Here is a 14,451-nt window from a genome sequence, read left to right on the forward strand (position 1 = left end):
ACCCGGCTTTGACGGGGACGTACAGAATGGAAGCCATGCGGAGGCCGTCGAAGAGCACACTCGTGTCGCTCGCCATGATCGCCGCGGTGCTGGCAGGAGTCGTCCTCACCCTGCTGCTGAGCGGCTCCGGCCGGCTCAACGCTTCCGACGTCGTGCTGCCGGTCATCGCCTCGGCCGGCCTGCTGCTGCGGGAGCGTTACCCCGTCGCGGCGCTGATCATCGTGATCGCGGCGACGGGCGCCTACTACCCGTGGGCGTCGGCAGACGGGCCGCTCATCGCGCTGCCGCTGTTCGCCCTCTACACCGCCGCGGACAAGGGGCATCTCACCGCGGCCATCGTCGCGGGGGCGGCGGCGCTGCTCGGCATGGGGCTCGGCGAGACCGGCGGGGTCAGGCACGTGGACGACGGCGCGTTCCTGATGATCACCGGATGGGTGGTGGCGGCCATCGCCTTCGGCGGCGTCACCCGCAACCGGCGCGCCTACCTCATGGAGGCGCGCCGGCACGCGCTCGACGCCCTGCGCAGCAGGGACGAGGAGGCCAGGCGGCGGGCGGGAGAAGAACGCCTGCGCATCGCCAGAGAGCTGCACGACGTGCTCGGCCACAACATCTCCATGATCAACGTGCAGGCCGCGGCGGCGCTGCACGGGCTGAGGAAGCGGCCCGAGGACGCCGAGACGGCACTGCGGACGATCAAGGACACCAGCAAGGAGACGCTGCGCGAGCTGCGCACCACCCTGGGCGTGCTGCGCCAGGTCGACGAGGACGCGCCGACCGCGCCGGCCGACAGCCTGGCGCGGGTGGACGCGCTGGTCGAGGCGTCCGGGCTGAAGGTACGCACCGAGCTGTCCGGGCCGCTCGACGCGCTCCCGACCGAGGTCGACCTGGCGGCCGCCCGCATCGTCAGGGAAGCCCTGACGAACGTATCCCGCCATTCAGGCACGAACGAGGCAAACTTGAAGATCAGCAATAGATTCGGAAAGATCGAGATCTGCGTGGAGGATGACGGGCCGGGCGCCTCCTACGACGGTGGCAGCGGCTTCGGCCTGACGGGCATGCGCGAGCGCGCGACCGTGCTGGGCGGCACCCTGGAGGCGGGGCCACGATCCGAAGGCGGCTTCCGCGTCCTCGCCCGGCTGCCGGCGAAGGGGCTGTGATGATCCGCGTGCTGCTCGCCGACGACCAGACCCTGGTGCGTGCCGGGTTCCGGTCGATACTCAGCGACGAGGACGACATCGAGGTCGTGGGCGAGGCGCCCAACGGCACGGCGGCCGTCCATGGCGCCCGCGAGCTCCAGCCCGACGTGGTCCTCATGGACATCCGCATGCCCGAACTCGACGGCCTGGAAGCCACCCGCCGGATCGCCGGCGACCCCCGGCTCGAAGGCGTCAAGGTGATCATCCTGACCACGTTCGACCTGGACGACTACGTCTACGGCGCGCTGCGGGCCGGCGCGAGCGGCTTCCTCGTCAAGGACACCGAGCCGGCCGAGCTGATCCACGCCGTCCGGGTCGTGGCCAGGGGCGACGCGCTGATCGCACCGTCCATCACGCGGCGGCTGATCGCCGAGTTCGCCGGCCGGGTCAAGCGCCCCGAGCCCGGCCCCGAGCTCAACGCGCTCACCGATCGCGAGCGCGAGGTCATGGGGCTGGTGGCGGCCGGGCTGTCCAACGACGAGATCGCCGCCCGGCTCGTGCTCAGCCCCGCCACGGCGAAGACGCACGTCAGCCGCATCATGACCAAGCTGTCCGTACGCGACAGGGCCCAGCTCGTCATCATCGCGTACGAAGCCGGCATGATCACCCCGGGCTGGCTCACCTCCTGACCCTGCGGGGACACCCCGATACCCCCGAGCGGCGGAGGTGGCTTACGCCCTGAGGGGTACGCCCGGCGGGTCCATGCGACCCGGGGTGTAAACCAGGTGCCCGCCGCAGCATGACGCCGCCGCCCAGGCCGTACGCGCAGGCTTTCGGCATGGACACCGTTGACCTCGCCCGCCTGCAGTTCGCGATCACCGCGGGCTCGCACTTCCTCTTCGTGGCGCTGACCCTCGGCCTGGCGACCCTGCTGGCGGTCGTCCAGACGCGGGCCACCTTCGGCAACAGCCCCGTACACCTGCGGATGACGCGGTTCTGGGGCCAGCTCTACATCATCAACTACGCGATGGGCATCGTCACCGGCCTGGTGATGGAGTTCCAGCTCGGGCTGTCCTGGAGCGGGCTGACGGAGTACGCGGGTGACGTGTTCGGCTCGGCTCTGGCGATCGAGACGCTGGTGGCGTTCTTCATCGAGTCCACGTTCCTGGGATTGTGGATCTTCGGCTGGAACAAGCTGAACCGGTGGGCGCACCTGGCGCTGATCTGGGTCGTGACGCTGACCGCGTACGCGTCGGCTTTCTGGATCATGGTGGCGAACGGTTTCCTGCAGAACCCGGTGGGCCACGTGCTGGAGGGCGGCAGGATGCGGCTGGCGGACTTCGGGGCGATGGTGGCCAACCCGGCGGCGCAGGTGGCGTTCTGGCACGTCGTCAGCGCCGGGATGGTCGTCGGCGGGTTCTTCATGGCCGGGGTGAGCGCGTACCACCTGCGCAGGCGCACCGCCGAGCAGGACGTCTTCCGCAAGTCGCTGCGGATCGGGATGGGGGTGGCGCTGCCGGCCGTCTTCGTCACCGCGACGTTCGGCGGGCTGGGCTTCGAGACGATGCAGCCGGCCAAGCTGGCGGCCTGGTCGGGCGACGACTCGCGGCTCGCGGAAGCCCAGGCGGAGATGGTGGCCGCGCACGGGCCCGGCGACTACCTGCCTCCGGTGGAGTGGGTGCAGACGAGCGGCACGACGATGATGCTGCTGTTCGCGCTGATGATGTTCTTCGCGGGGCTGAGCTGCCTGCTGATGCTCTTCCGTCCGGTCGTACGCGGGTTCAGGCTCTGGCACTGGCTGATGACGCTGATGATCCCCGTCCCGTTCCTCGCCATGCTCGCCGGCTGGGCCTTCCGCGAGTTCGGACGCCAGCCGTGGACGGTGTACGGGCTGCTGAGGACGTCGGAGGCGATGTCTCCGGTGTCGGCCGGGCAGATGCGGTTCTCCGTGGTCGCCTTCCTCACGGTGTTCGCCGTGCTGATCGCCGTCAACTACTGGCTGCTGGCGCGGCACGCCCGGCGCGGGCCGGACGCCGTGCTGCTCGGCGACCGCCCGATCGAGGCGCCCGTTCCCGCCCCTACCTTCTGAGGAGCCGTCATGGAGATCTTCATCCTGGCCTTCTTCGCGCTGGGCTACCTGGTGCTGGCCGGCGCCGACATCGGGGTCGGCATGGCGCTGCCGTACCTGGGCAGATCCGCGGCGGAACGGCGCGAGGTGATCGCCGCGATCGCGCCGTTCTTCCTCGGCAACGAGGTGTGGCTGGTGGCCACGGCGGGCGTGCTCGCGGGGCTCTTCCCCGAGCTGGAGGGCGAGCTGCTGAGCGGCAACCACACGGTGGTCGTGGTGCTGCTGCTGGCGTGGGTGGTCCGCGACATGGGCCTGTGGCTGCGGGGGCGCGTGCCGGGGGCGCGCTGGCAGGCGTTCTGGGACGGCGCGATCGTCGCCGGCAGCTGGGGGCTGGCGCTGAGCTGGGGCCTGCTGCTCGGGCACGTGCTGCTCGGCATCACCGGGCCGTTCGCGCTGTTGCCGGCGCTGGTGGTGGCCGCGCTGTTCGGCACGCACGGCATGGCCTTCGCGTCGCTGCGGCTCCGCGGCGGGCTCCGGGCGCGGGCGGCCGTGTTGTCCGGCGGGGCCGGGGAGGCGCGCACGTACGCGCTGACCTCGGCGGCGCTGGTCACGGTCGGGGTGCTGGCCGGGCTGCGGCTCCCGCTGGATCCGGGCAGCGCGGGCGTGGTGCTGGTGCCTGTCGTGCTCACCATGATGCCGCTGCTCGTGGCGGCGCAGGCATGGGTGTGGTGGACGTTCCGGCACCGGGTCACCGGGCCGTCCTACCTGTGACCGTCAGCGGGGCCGGCCCGGCGGCTCACATGGCCTTGGCCGAGGCATTCTCCGGCGACGCTCCCGGAGCGAAGGCCCGCAACCAGCGGCAGCCGTGCGGGTCGAGGGCCACCCGCACCGTGCCCTCCCCCGAGATCTCGAGCGTGCCGTCCACCAGCAGGTCGGTGAGCCGGGAGCCCTCCAGCCCCGGCAGCGTCAGCTCCACGTCGCACGCCGTGTCGCCGAGGTTGTGCACGATCACCATCGTCGCCCCGCCGGCGTCGCACCGGTGCGCGAAGACTCGGAGGTGTACGTCAGTCGCATCCAAGCCCGCTACCCCCGGCGGCCGCGGAGTCACGAACCCCGACGAGCGCTCACCCCCGTGCCGGGTCAGCGGCCAGATGAGCCTGCAGTTCGGAGTGGCGGAACTGGTAGAAGGGCCCGACGGTCCGCAGCACGCCCAGCTGGTGCAGATCATGCAGGAAGCGCATCAAGCGGAACGGCAGCCGGCGCGAGGGCCCGAGGTGTGCCAGGGCGATGGTGGACATCAGCCACATGTGCTGGCGCTTGTTCACCAGGCCGAACGCTATGCCGAAGACGATGCCCATCCCCGCGTGCACGGATGCGGACGAGGAGGGCGGCACGATGGACGCCTCGTTCATGAAGTCGACGGCGAAGCCGACGATCGCTCCGAGGAGCAGGGCGTTCATCAGTTGCACACCCACGAGGCTTCGGTTGACCCGCCAGGTGGACTGGGGGGTGAGTGCCGCGGTGAACGGCGGGAGCCGGTTCTCGTCCGCCCGGGCGGGCGTCTTGTCCCGCTGCTGCAGGACCCGCACGGTCACCCACCCGATGCCGAGCGCCGCGAAAAGGGAGGCCAGTCCCATCTTCCAGCCGTGCGCCCACGTGTTGTAGACGACCGCAGGCAGGCCGATGCCCGCCGGCAGGAGGAACAGCATCATCCGCGCGTCGGACACCAGTCCACCGGTGAAGTCACGCAGCCGTTGCCGTACGCGCAGCGGAGCGAAGTCGGGGGTGCGGGCGGCCTCCACCGCGGACAGGCCGAAGCAGATGCCGAAGGCGGAGCCGAAGACCGGCCCGTAGGTCAGCGTGGCGGTCAACGCTGCGGGGATCGCGAACGCCAGACCGCTCAACCAGCCGATCCAGGTACGGGCGAGCGCGCGCCGTACCCGGGAGGCGGGCAGCGCCTGGTCGGTCAGCCGCCACCAGGCCAGGTCGTGCCCGCCGGATCCGGCCTGCAGGCGTGCCAGCCGTTTCGTCCACTCGGTGAGGCCGACCGGGTCCCAGGTTGCGGGCCTGATCGTGGCGCGCGCGTTCAGCAGCGCGCCGAGGAGGTTGTCGAGCAGGTGGGCGCGCAGGGCCTGCACGTCGTCGGCGTACTCGGTGACCAGCGGAGCCGGGTCGGCGTCCGGCTGGTCGATGTAGACGGCCCGGACCAGCCACAGCCCCAGGGCGGTGGAGGTGACCCCGGCCAGCGCCGGCGCGGCGCCCTCCCTGAGGGCGCGCAGGACCTTGGTCCACTCCGGGGACGAGGACAGCGCGGGCAGGTGGGCGCTCAGGAAGTCCGCCACGATGTCGGGGTGCAGCGCCTTGGGCGCGATGACGGCGGTGGCCTTGAGCGGGCGCCGTGCGGCGGTGACCGCGTTTCCGTATTCGGTGGTACGCGACGTGATGATCACCTGATCGCGTTCCATGAGCGTTTCGGACAGTTTCTCGATCACCTTGGCGCGGGCGGGCTCAGGCAGCTCGTCGAGACCGTCGAGAACGGCCAGGATCGCGCCACGGGCCGCCAGGACGTCGGCGCCGTCCTGCCGCCTGCCCGGCGTGCGCAGGGCGGCGTAGTCGGTGCGCACGCGCTCGGCCACCCAGTCCTGGAAGCGGGGGTGGGCCTCGATGTCCCAGTCGGCGACGGGCAGGAGCACCGGGACCGGGTCGTCGTCGGCACGCGTGCGGATCAGTTCCAGCATCAACTGGATGGCCAGGGTGGTCTTGCCCGTGCCCGGGCCTCCGGTGATGACCAGGCGGCGCCGGCGCAGCGCGCGGAAGGCGACGGCGAGCGCGGCGATGTCGTCGGATCGGCCCGACACCGCCGGCTCGCGGTCGGCGATCAGGTGCGGGTGATCCATGAGTTTGGTCCGGCGGGTCATGTGCCAGGAGATCGGGATGGGTGGATCTCCCAGGGAACGCGTCACCACCTCGTCGCTCCACCGGTCGTGGACCAGCTGGGCGAGCTCCCGCATCGTATCGGTGACGGTCCCGGGGGCGGGGGCGAGCACGCGCCCGGCCCGTTCGGCGACGAGGCCGGCCAGCACCGCCGCCACGATGGTGCCGGCGGCCCAAGGGGCGCTCCACACGCCGTCGTTGAGCACCTGGTTGGCGGCCACGGACACCACGACAGGCAGGAGCACCATGGACAGCCATAACAGCCGGGCCCGCCACCTCTGCTCGCCCACCATGGCGCCATGGTAGTCGTGGCCCGCAGCCGATGACCTTGGATCGCGTCGAAGAGGGCCGAATCTCCGGTGACCACCCCGCTACGGCGTCGATCCGGGCGGCCGCCGTTCGTGTAGGGGAAGGAAACGTGTACGGAAAGGAAGGACGCACATGTCTTTCACCGACGAGGAGATCGCCTACCTGCGGTCCCAGCCGCTCGCCCGGCTCGCGACCCTGTCGCGCGACGATCAGCCGGACGTGGTGCCGGTCGCCTTCGAGTTCGACGGGACGTGCTTCTGGGTCGGCGGCTCGGGCCAGGACGTCCTGCGCACCCGGAAGTTCCGCAACCTCGAGGCGGGGCACCTCAAGGTGGCCCTGGTCGTGGACGACATGGTGTCGTTCGACCCGTTCGTCGCCCGAGGCGTGCGCGTCTACGGCGAGGCCGAGCGGCCGGTGGAGCGGATGGGGATGGTCGGCCCCGGCCTCTACGCACGCATCACACCGACCGTCTCGTGGAGCTGGAACATGGCCGGCGAGCCCGTCGGCGGCGCGTGGTACCCGTCGAGACGGGCCGTCCACTAGTCAGGCCCTGACCGCCTGCCGGGCCCTGAGGGCGATCTCCAGCTCGAAGCGGATGTCGGGGTCGGTGAGCTGGTCGCCGTAAAGCTCTTCGAGCTGCCGCAGCCGGTAGCGCACGGTCTGCGGGTGCACGTGCAGCCGGGCGGCCACCTCGCCGGCGCCCCTGCCGTGCCGCAGCCAGGCGAGCAGCGTCTCCGCCAGCCGGTCCTGCTGGGTGGGCCGCAGGTGGGCCAGGGGCGCCAGCCGCACCTCGGCCAGCGCGCTGACGAGCTCCTCGTCCTTGAAGACCACCAGCGTGGCCATGTGGTCGGCGCACCGCACCAGCCCGCCGGGCAGGACGCCGCGGCGCGACAGGCCGAGCGCCTGCCTGGCCCACCGCAACGACGTCGCGGCGGCGGTCAGGGGCACGGCGGGGCCGATGGCGGCCCGGCGCCCGCGCAGGGCCTGGCCGAGCATCCTGGCCTGGCCGGGGCCGTTGGGGTCGGGCGCCAGCAGGCACGGCTCCGGCCGGTCCATGGCGGTGAGCACGTCGGAGGGGAACGCGAGCGCGGGGCACGGGCCGAGCCCGTCGTCGAGCGCCACGCAGGCCACCGTCCTCGGCAGCCGCCACCCGGCGGCCCTGGCGAGGTCGGCGATGGCCTCGGCGCTGGCGGGCGGCCGGCTGAGCAGGAGGTCGAGCAGGCGGGCGCGGCGGCGCTCGGTCTCGCCGGCGGCGTGTGACCTGGCCTCGGCGAAGCCCTCGGCCGCCGCGTCGGCGAGCTGGTCGAGGTGGACGAAGATGGCTTCGCCCAGGTCGTACAGGTTCTGCGGGGACAGCGCGCACGGACCGGCGAGCTCGGTCAGCCGCCGCCAGCCCACTCTGGCGCCGAGCCGCATCGCCGCCTGCAGCGGCTCCAGGTTGCGGCCCTCGGCCGCCTCTCCCCTGCCGATCATGCGGAACGGCTCGGGGTCCCACGGGGCGTCCGGGTCCTCGACGCGGTCGAGGAAACCCTCGACGGCCTGCTCGACCGCGATCCTGATGACCTTGATATAGAGCTCGTCCGACGGCCTCGCGTATTCGGGGATCCGGGTCTGGATCTCCTCGATCACCTCGTCGGAGACCCGCCCGATCCCCGGCCTGAGCGCTTTCGCGATGTCCGCGGTGGTACGGCTTTCGCTGCTGTCACTCTTGATGACCATCGTCCCTCCTGACACCCATTGTGACCCAGGCGACAAGAGATGTGTAGCAAGAGCTTGTTTGTTATCACTTCTGGAGGAAGGCGGCGAACTCCTCCACGTCGATCAGGCCGTCGCCGTCCTTGTCGAGCTGCCGCACACCGGCCTGCGCGGCCTCCAGCGTCACCGGCCGGCCGAGCACCTCCATCAGCCGTACGAGCTCGACGGCGGAGATGCGCCCGTCCTTGTCGGCGTCGATCAGTTCGAAGGTGGTCGCGTAGTCGCTCATGGGTCGCCCTTCTGCCGGGATCCGCTGTCGCGTCAGACCTTAGTAGCGACTTGTCGTAGTGCGTCGATGAATGCCGTGACTTGCGGTCTCCTGTCGCCTTCTCGCCACGCGATGGCGAGTTCGCCTGGAGGCAGCCCGGCGACCGGCCGGTAGGCCAGCCCCGGCCTGCTGTAGAGCTCGGCGTTGCCCTCGGCCACGAGCACCACGCCCAGCCCGCCGGTCACGGCCTCGAACACCTCCTCGGGCGTGTTGGCGATGACCCCGACGACCGGCTCGTCGTCGCGCGCGTCGAGCCCGAGCCAGAAGTCGCGCAGCGGCCCCGCCACCGCGGGCAGCGCGATGAACGGCTCGCCGCGCAGAGCCGGGAACGGCACCTCCGCCAGCCCGGCGAGCCGGTGATCGGCCGGCATGGCCACCCCACGCCTTTCCGTGGCCACCACGTACGTCCGCACCCCCGGCGGCACCGGCAGCCAGATGAACGCCACGTCGGAGCTCCCGTCGGCCAGGCCGCCGCTGGGGTCGCCCCATCCGACCAGTCGCAGCGCGACCTCCCAGCCCGGCAGCCGCTCGCGGAAGCGGCGCAGGGCCGCCTGATGCAGCCCTCTGCCCACGGCCGTCTGCATGCCGATCACCAGCGTCCCCGGCGGCGCAGCGGCGCGCGCCTCCGCCACGCCGGCGGCCCACCGTCCGAGCAGGTCGCGGGCGACCGGAAGCAGCGCCTCGCCCTGCCTGGTCAGCGCCATCCCGCTGGGCGCCCGCTCGAACAGCGCGAACCCGAGCTGCCGCTCCAGCACCCTGAGCTGCTTGGACAGGGCCGGCTGGGAGACGAACAGCCGCTCGGCGGCCCGCGTCACGTTGAGCTCCTCGGCCACCGCCACGAAGTAGCGCAACTCCCGCAGATGCACCTCCATAGCCACTGGTTATAGCAAAGGGTCTTGGACCTGCGTCCCAGCCGCCCGGCAGGCTGGCGGTCATGAAGACCCGCACTCTTGGAAACCTGCAGGTGACCGCCATCGGCTTCGGCGCCATGGTGCTCTCCCCCGGCATGTACGGCGACATCGACGACGACCGTGCCGAGACGGCGCTCAGGACGGCGCTGGACGCGGGCGGCACCCACGTGGACACCAGCGACGCCTACGGCCCGGACGGACACAACGAGCGGCTCGTGGGCCGCGCGATCAAGGGGCGCCGCGACGAGGTGGTGGTCGCGACCAAGTTCGGCCTGGCGATCCCGGAGGGCGAGCCCAGCAGGGCGCACCCGGTCGGCTACGCCTTCAACGAGCTCCGGGTGAACGCCGAGCCGCGCCTGGTGCGCCGCTACGCCGAGCGCAGCCTGCGCAACCTCGGCACGGACGTGATCGACCTCTACTACGCGCACTACCCCGACCCCGGCGTGCCGATCGAGGAGACCGTCGGCGCGATGGCCGGCCTGGTGCGCGACGGGTTGATCAGGCATGTCGGCCTGTCCAACGTGACGGCCGCCCAGCTGCGCGCGGCGCACGCCGTCCATCCGGTGTCGGCCGTGCAGAACGAGTGGTCGATGTGGCGGCACGTGGACCCGGACCTCCTGGCCACCGCACGCGAGCTGGGCGTGGGCATCGTGGCGTGGAGCCCTCTCGGCAGCGGCTTCCTGACGGGCACGGTCCAGTCGCTCGGCGAGGACGACTTCCGCCACAACGCCCCGCGCTTCGACGCGGGCAACCTGGCGAGCAACAACGACCGCTACGCCCCGATCAGGGCCATGGCCGCCCAGCTCGGCGTCACCCCCGCCCAGCTGGCCCTGGCCTGGCTGCTGCACCAGGACGAGCACGTGGTGACCATCCCGGGCAGCCGCACCCCCGCCCACATCGAGGAGAACCTGGCGGCGGCCGACCTCACCCTCCACCCGGACACGCTGGACGCGATCGGCAAGGCGCTGGCCGCGTTCGAGGTGTCCGGCGGGACCCTCCTCTAGTCAGAGGAGCTCGGGCCTGCCGCGTACGCCGGCCGCCACCCAGACCGTGGCCAGGCAGGCGTACACGCCGAGCAGCGCCACGCCCGCCACGGCGAAGAACGCCGACACGACGACGGCCACGGCGAGCAGGACCGCCCAGGCGTAGAGAATCATGCGCCGGCGCTCCGAGCCGGTGTGCGCGGCCTCCTGAGCGGGGGTGACCATGGCCATGGCCCCGACACCCACCATGCCGAGCGGCTCGCTGCCGAACACGATCCCGAGCCCGAGCACCACCGCGCCCACGGCCACCAGGCCGCAGCAGAGCACCGCCATGCGGGACTCGACGGCCTCGAAGAGCAGCTGGGTGGTCCTGCCACGGGCCAGCCGCAGCGTCGTGACCGCCTCGGCGACCCAGGCCGCCCAGTGCAGCAGCGCCACGACGACGAAGACCAGGATGACCGGCGGGATCGTGGGCAGGAGGAACACCAGCCACCACCTGCCACGGTACCTGCCGCGCACCCCCGACAACCACCGGTACAGGGGGTTGCGCTGTTTGAGCGCCGTCACCAGCAGGTCCCGGGCCTGGCCGTAGCCGGGATCCAGGCGGAGCACCTCGCGGAAGGCCTCCGCGGCCTGCCGGGGCTCGCCGAAGGCCAGCTCCGCGCGGCCGTAGGCGAGGTGCGCGATGGCGCTCTCCGGATCCAGCCGTACGGCGTGCGCGGCGGCGGCCCTGGCCTGCTGCGCGTCCCCGAGCACCGTGCAGGCCACCGCCAGCAGGCTCACCAGGTCGCAGTCCTCCGGGTCGATGGCCAGCCCGCGCCGCGCCGCCTCGGCCGCCTCACGCCGCTGGCCGGCCAGCAGGTGCGTACGGGCGAGCTGGTTCCAGATCGGCGGATGCTCGGGATTGAGCCGCAGCGCGGTGGTGGCGGCGGCCAGCGCGGCGGCGGGGCGGCGGGCCCGGTGGTGCACCTGCGCGGCCGCGTAGTGGGTGAACCAGTGGTCGGGCGCGAGGCGTACCGCCTCGTCGGACTCCTCGACGGCCTCGGCCGCGTTGCCCTGCAGCACCAGGGCGAGGGCCAGGAAGGCGTGCGCGGTGGCGTACTGCGGCTGCTGGGCGAGCACCCCTCGCAGCTCGCGCTCGGCGTCGGCGGGCCTGCGCAGCCGCAGCAGGGTCCGCGCCCGCTCCAGGGGGTCGCCCGTGGTCGTCACCGCTTGCCTTTGACCCAGGGCAGCAGCTCGTCCCACGCGCCCGAGTCGTTCGCGTGCATGACGTAGTTGCGCGCCGTGGCCATCCACTCGTGCACCGCCGTGGGGCGGATGGTCTGCGCGGCGGCCAGCAGGTCGGGCGTCGTCAGCGGGATGGGACGGCCGGCGCTGATCGACTGCCGCAGCTTGGCCTCCACCGCCCGGTCCACCAGGCCCTTGAGGTCGGCGCCGACGAAGTGGTCGGTGACCCGGGCGACCGCGTCGTAGTCCATCTCGGCCAGGGGCTTGTCACGGCACAGGATGCGCAGGATGGCCGCGCGGGCCGCGGCGTCCGGCGGCGGGACGAGCACGGGCTGGTCGAAGCGGCCGGGCCGGCGGAAGGCAGGGTCCACGTACCAGGGGGCGTTGGTGGCCGCCAGCACGAGGACGCCCTCGTTGGCGTGCTCGTCCACGCCGTCGAGCTCGGCCAGGAACTGGTTGACCAGCTGCCGCGTGTGCGCCTGGCGCATGTCGGAGCGGCGGGCGGCCAGCGCGTCGACCTCGTCGAAGAAGAGCACGCACGGCCGGTTGCGCCGGGCCAGGTCGAACGTGGCCCGCAGGTTGCGCTCGCTGGAACCGATGTACATGTCCAGGATGTCGGCCAGGCCGACGTTGACGAACTTCGCGCCGAGCTCCCCGGCGGCGGCCCTGGCGAGGTGGGTCTTGCCCGCGCCGGGAGGGCCGTACAGCAGCACGCCGCCACCCGCGCGCTTGCCGAACGCGGCGAACATCTCCGGCTGCTGGAGCGGGAGCAGCAGCTTGACGCGCAGCGCCTCCTTGACCGCCTCCATTCCCGCCACGTCGGCGAAACTCACCTGGGAGTGCTCGACCTCGGCGGTGGCCCGGTCCGAGGGTCCCGGGGAGGGCGCGTGGTAGGCGGGGGCAGGTGCGGCGTGCGGCCCGGCATGGGGTGCGGCGTACGGCGGGGCCGGGGGCGCCGCCTGCGGCGGGGGCGGGGGCGGGGGCGGGGGCGGGGGCGCCAGGCGGGCGGCGAGGGCGGCGTCGCCCACGGACGGGTCGCGGGCAACCGCCTCCTGGTAGCGGCGGGCCGCCTGCGCGGTGTCGCCCTCGCCGAGCAGCGCCCTGGCCGCCAGCACCCCGAGTACGGGCGGGTGGCCGGGCGTGTCGAGCAGCGGCTCCAGCGCGGCCAGAGCGGCCCCGTGGGCGCTCTGCCTGATGAACGCCTCCGCCAGCCCGGCCGTGAGCTCGGCGTCCCTCGGGGCGAGCGCGAGCGCCCCGCGGAACTCGGCCTCGGCGTCGGCGAGGTAGCCGCCGGCGAGGAGCTGACCGGCGAGGAGCCGGCGCAGCGGAAGGTTGTCCGGTGATAGACGCGCCGCCTCGCGGAGCGCCTTAAGGCCGGCGTCGTCCGACACGTGCCGTTCCCTTCTGTCGGGGTTTGGGTGGTTCAAGGTTCGTAACATACCGAAACCAGCCCCTGGACATCCGGAATGTGCACCCGGGACAGAAAGCCGGGCACCGCCTCAGGGAGGCGATGCCCGGCTTCCCGGTCGGACGATCAGGCGGCGTGCAGGTAGATCTGGCCGAAGACCTCGGACAGGTTCTTCAGGTCCGTGACCATGTCCACCTCGGGGTTGGCCGGGTCGTAGACGGTGGCCAGGCGGGCGCGGACCGTGCCCAGCTTCTTGAGCTGATCCCAGGTGGTGTTGGCGGCCCACTTCTCGCCGTACACGCGGTTGACCTGGCCCTGGTCGTCCTGCCAGCGGGTCCACAGGGTGACCGTCTCGGCGGCGTCGTCCTGCAGCGGGGCGGCGATGCGGTCGGTGATGGCCTGGGTGGCCTGCTCCTCGTTCAGCTGGGCGCTGCCGGCGGCGGCGAAGGAGGCGTCCTCGGCGGCGATCTGGCCGTAGGCGTCCCAGGCGCGGGCCCTGACCTGGATCCACTGGTTACGCTGGGCCTCGGCGGCGTCGATCTTCCAGGTGGCGTACTCCGTGGCCAGGTGGCCGCTGTCCAGGGCGAGCTGGTCGATGAGGCCCTTGGCGAGCCAGCCGCCGATGCGCTCCGGGTCGAGCAGCGGATACTTCTTGGTCATCTCGGCCTTGCAGGCGTCGTTCGAGCCGCAGCCGAAGAGCGGCACCACCGTGTGCGCGGCCAGCTTCTTGCCCGGGAGCAGCCCGCGCAGCGTGGTCGTGGCCTCGCTGACGAACGCGTCCAGCTCGTCGGCAGTGCCGAACGCCTGGTCGTCGGCGCCGAGCTTCGAGGTGAACCTGACACCCACCACCCCCGGCTGGGCGGCGGCCAGCGCGGCGACCTTCTTGGCGGCCTCGGCGAGCTTGCCCGCCTTGTAGTCGTCGGCGAGCTCGGTGTCGATCCAGATCCGCATGTTCGTCTGGGAGACGGTCTGCGCGGCCTGGCCCGCCGGGGTCTGCTTGGCGGCGGCCTTCTGCTCGGGGGTGATGCCGCTGCCGTCGACGTAGCACTGCTCGCCGTTCTGGCACTCGGGCGTGCCGCCGTCCTCGGCGCCCGGGACGTCCGGCGAGCCGGCGTCGTGCACCTCGCCGTCACCCTCCGAGTCCGTCGCGCACTCGTTGCCCGCCTGGGTGCAGTCGACCGTGACCGGGTCCATCGGGCCGGCCTCGACCATGTGCTCGCCGTCGTTGTCGAGCCAGAACTTCGCGATGTCGGCGGCCTCTTCCGGGGTGGCCATCCACCGGCACACGACGTACGCGGGGGTGTCCTCGGAGAGGAGGTCGTTGCAGCTCCTCGGGTCGTCCTCCGACCACGCGGGAACGCCGATGCCCAAAAGGGAGAGGGCCAGTCCGATGACGAAGAGCTGCCGCAGTCGCATGGCACCTTACTTCCAGGGGGTGATCGTGGGCATTCG

Annotated in this window: 14 protein-coding genes; 6 read left to right on the forward strand and 8 right to left on the reverse strand. The window is 72.2% G+C overall.

The window, feature by feature from the left end; genetic code table 11:
* Window positions 1-35 precede the first annotated feature (35 nt).
* From ACZ6SA_RS24860 to ACZ6SA_RS24875, 4 genes are all read left to right on the forward strand, one after another.
* Window positions 36-1,157, forward strand: coding sequence for a sensor histidine kinase (locus ACZ6SA_RS24860; RefSeq protein WP_465830701.1), 1,122 nt, complete (start codon window positions 36-38; stop codon window positions 1,155-1,157).
* Entirely contained in the window at window positions 1,157-1,825 is a 669-nt protein-coding gene (locus ACZ6SA_RS24865; protein ID WP_347645642.1) for a response regulator transcription factor, read from the forward strand. The genes ACZ6SA_RS24860 and ACZ6SA_RS24865 overlap by 1 nt, the downstream gene beginning before the upstream one ends.
* 149 nt (window positions 1,826-1,974) lie before the next feature.
* Window positions 1,975-3,225 (forward strand): cytochrome ubiquinol oxidase subunit I, encoded by a 1,251-nt coding sequence (locus ACZ6SA_RS24870; protein ID WP_347645641.1) that lies wholly within the window; start codon window positions 1,975-1,977, stop codon window positions 3,223-3,225.
* Between the two features lie 9 nt (window positions 3,226-3,234).
* A complete protein-coding gene (locus tag ACZ6SA_RS24875; RefSeq protein ID WP_347645640.1) occupies window positions 3,235-3,975 on the forward strand; it encodes a cytochrome d ubiquinol oxidase subunit II in 741 nt (246 codons plus the stop codon).
* Between the two features lie 25 nt (window positions 3,976-4,000).
* On the opposite strand, the gene ACZ6SA_RS24880 is transcribed toward ACZ6SA_RS24875, so the two are convergent.
* Window positions 4,001-4,282, reverse strand: coding sequence for an alpha-glucosidase C-terminal domain-containing protein (locus ACZ6SA_RS24880; protein WP_465830705.1), 282 nt, complete (start codon window positions 4,280-4,282; stop codon window positions 4,001-4,003).
* Between the two features lie 46 nt (window positions 4,283-4,328).
* On the reverse strand, window positions 4,329-6,431 hold the full coding sequence (locus ACZ6SA_RS24885; RefSeq protein ID WP_465830707.1) for an NACHT domain-containing protein: 2,103 nt from the start codon (window positions 6,429-6,431) through the stop codon (window positions 4,329-4,331).
* Between the two features lie 148 nt (window positions 6,432-6,579).
* On the opposite strand from ACZ6SA_RS24885, the gene ACZ6SA_RS24890 reads away from it, so the two are divergent.
* Window positions 6,580-6,990: a PPOX class F420-dependent oxidoreductase gene (locus ACZ6SA_RS24890; RefSeq protein ID WP_347645637.1), complete on the forward strand. Its 411-nt coding sequence runs from the start codon at window positions 6,580-6,582 to the stop codon at window positions 6,988-6,990.
* Here the strand turns inward: ACZ6SA_RS24890 and ACZ6SA_RS24895 are convergent, their stop codons facing one another.
* The 3 genes from ACZ6SA_RS24895 to ACZ6SA_RS24905 all read right to left on the reverse strand — a co-directional run bounded on the left by ACZ6SA_RS24895 (window position 6,991) and on the right by ACZ6SA_RS24905 (window position 9,342).
* The gene (locus tag ACZ6SA_RS24895; RefSeq protein ID WP_465830709.1) at window positions 6,991-8,166 is read right to left on the reverse strand and encodes a PucR family transcriptional regulator; all 1,176 of its coding nucleotides are present in this window, start codon (window positions 8,164-8,166) and stop codon (window positions 6,991-6,993) included.
* Between the two features lie 64 nt (window positions 8,167-8,230).
* Window positions 8,231-8,431 (reverse strand): EF-hand domain-containing protein, encoded by a 201-nt coding sequence (locus ACZ6SA_RS24900; protein WP_347645635.1) that lies wholly within the window; start codon window positions 8,429-8,431, stop codon window positions 8,231-8,233.
* Window positions 8,432-8,463: 32 nt separating this feature from the next.
* Entirely contained in the window at window positions 8,464-9,342 is an 879-nt protein-coding gene (locus ACZ6SA_RS24905) for a LysR family transcriptional regulator (RefSeq protein WP_465830711.1), read from the reverse strand.
* A gap of 62 nt (window positions 9,343-9,404) precedes the next feature.
* Between ACZ6SA_RS24905 and ACZ6SA_RS24910 the strand changes: the two genes are divergently transcribed.
* Window positions 9,405-10,385: an aldo/keto reductase gene (locus ACZ6SA_RS24910; RefSeq protein WP_465830713.1), complete on the forward strand. Its 981-nt coding sequence runs from the start codon at window positions 9,405-9,407 to the stop codon at window positions 10,383-10,385.
* Here ACZ6SA_RS24910 and ACZ6SA_RS24915 read toward each other — a convergent pair whose 3' ends face one another.
* From ACZ6SA_RS24915 to ACZ6SA_RS24925, 3 genes are all read right to left on the reverse strand, one after another.
* The gene (locus ACZ6SA_RS24915) at window positions 10,386-11,573 is read right to left on the reverse strand and encodes a tetratricopeptide repeat protein (protein WP_465830715.1); all 1,188 of its coding nucleotides are present in this window, start codon (window positions 11,571-11,573) and stop codon (window positions 10,386-10,388) included.
* The gene (locus tag ACZ6SA_RS24920; RefSeq protein WP_465830717.1) at window positions 11,570-12,982 is read right to left on the reverse strand and encodes an AAA family ATPase; all 1,413 of its coding nucleotides are present in this window, start codon (window positions 12,980-12,982) and stop codon (window positions 11,570-11,572) included. Before ACZ6SA_RS24920 ends, ACZ6SA_RS24915 begins: the two co-directional genes overlap by 4 nt.
* 143 nt (window positions 12,983-13,125) lie before the next feature.
* A complete protein-coding gene (locus ACZ6SA_RS24925; RefSeq protein ID WP_465830719.1) occupies window positions 13,126-14,415 on the reverse strand; it encodes a hypothetical protein in 1,290 nt (429 codons plus the stop codon).
* Window positions 14,416-14,451: the final 36 nt, after the last annotated feature.

This window comes from Nonomuraea sp. NPDC049378, assembly GCF_055586745.1.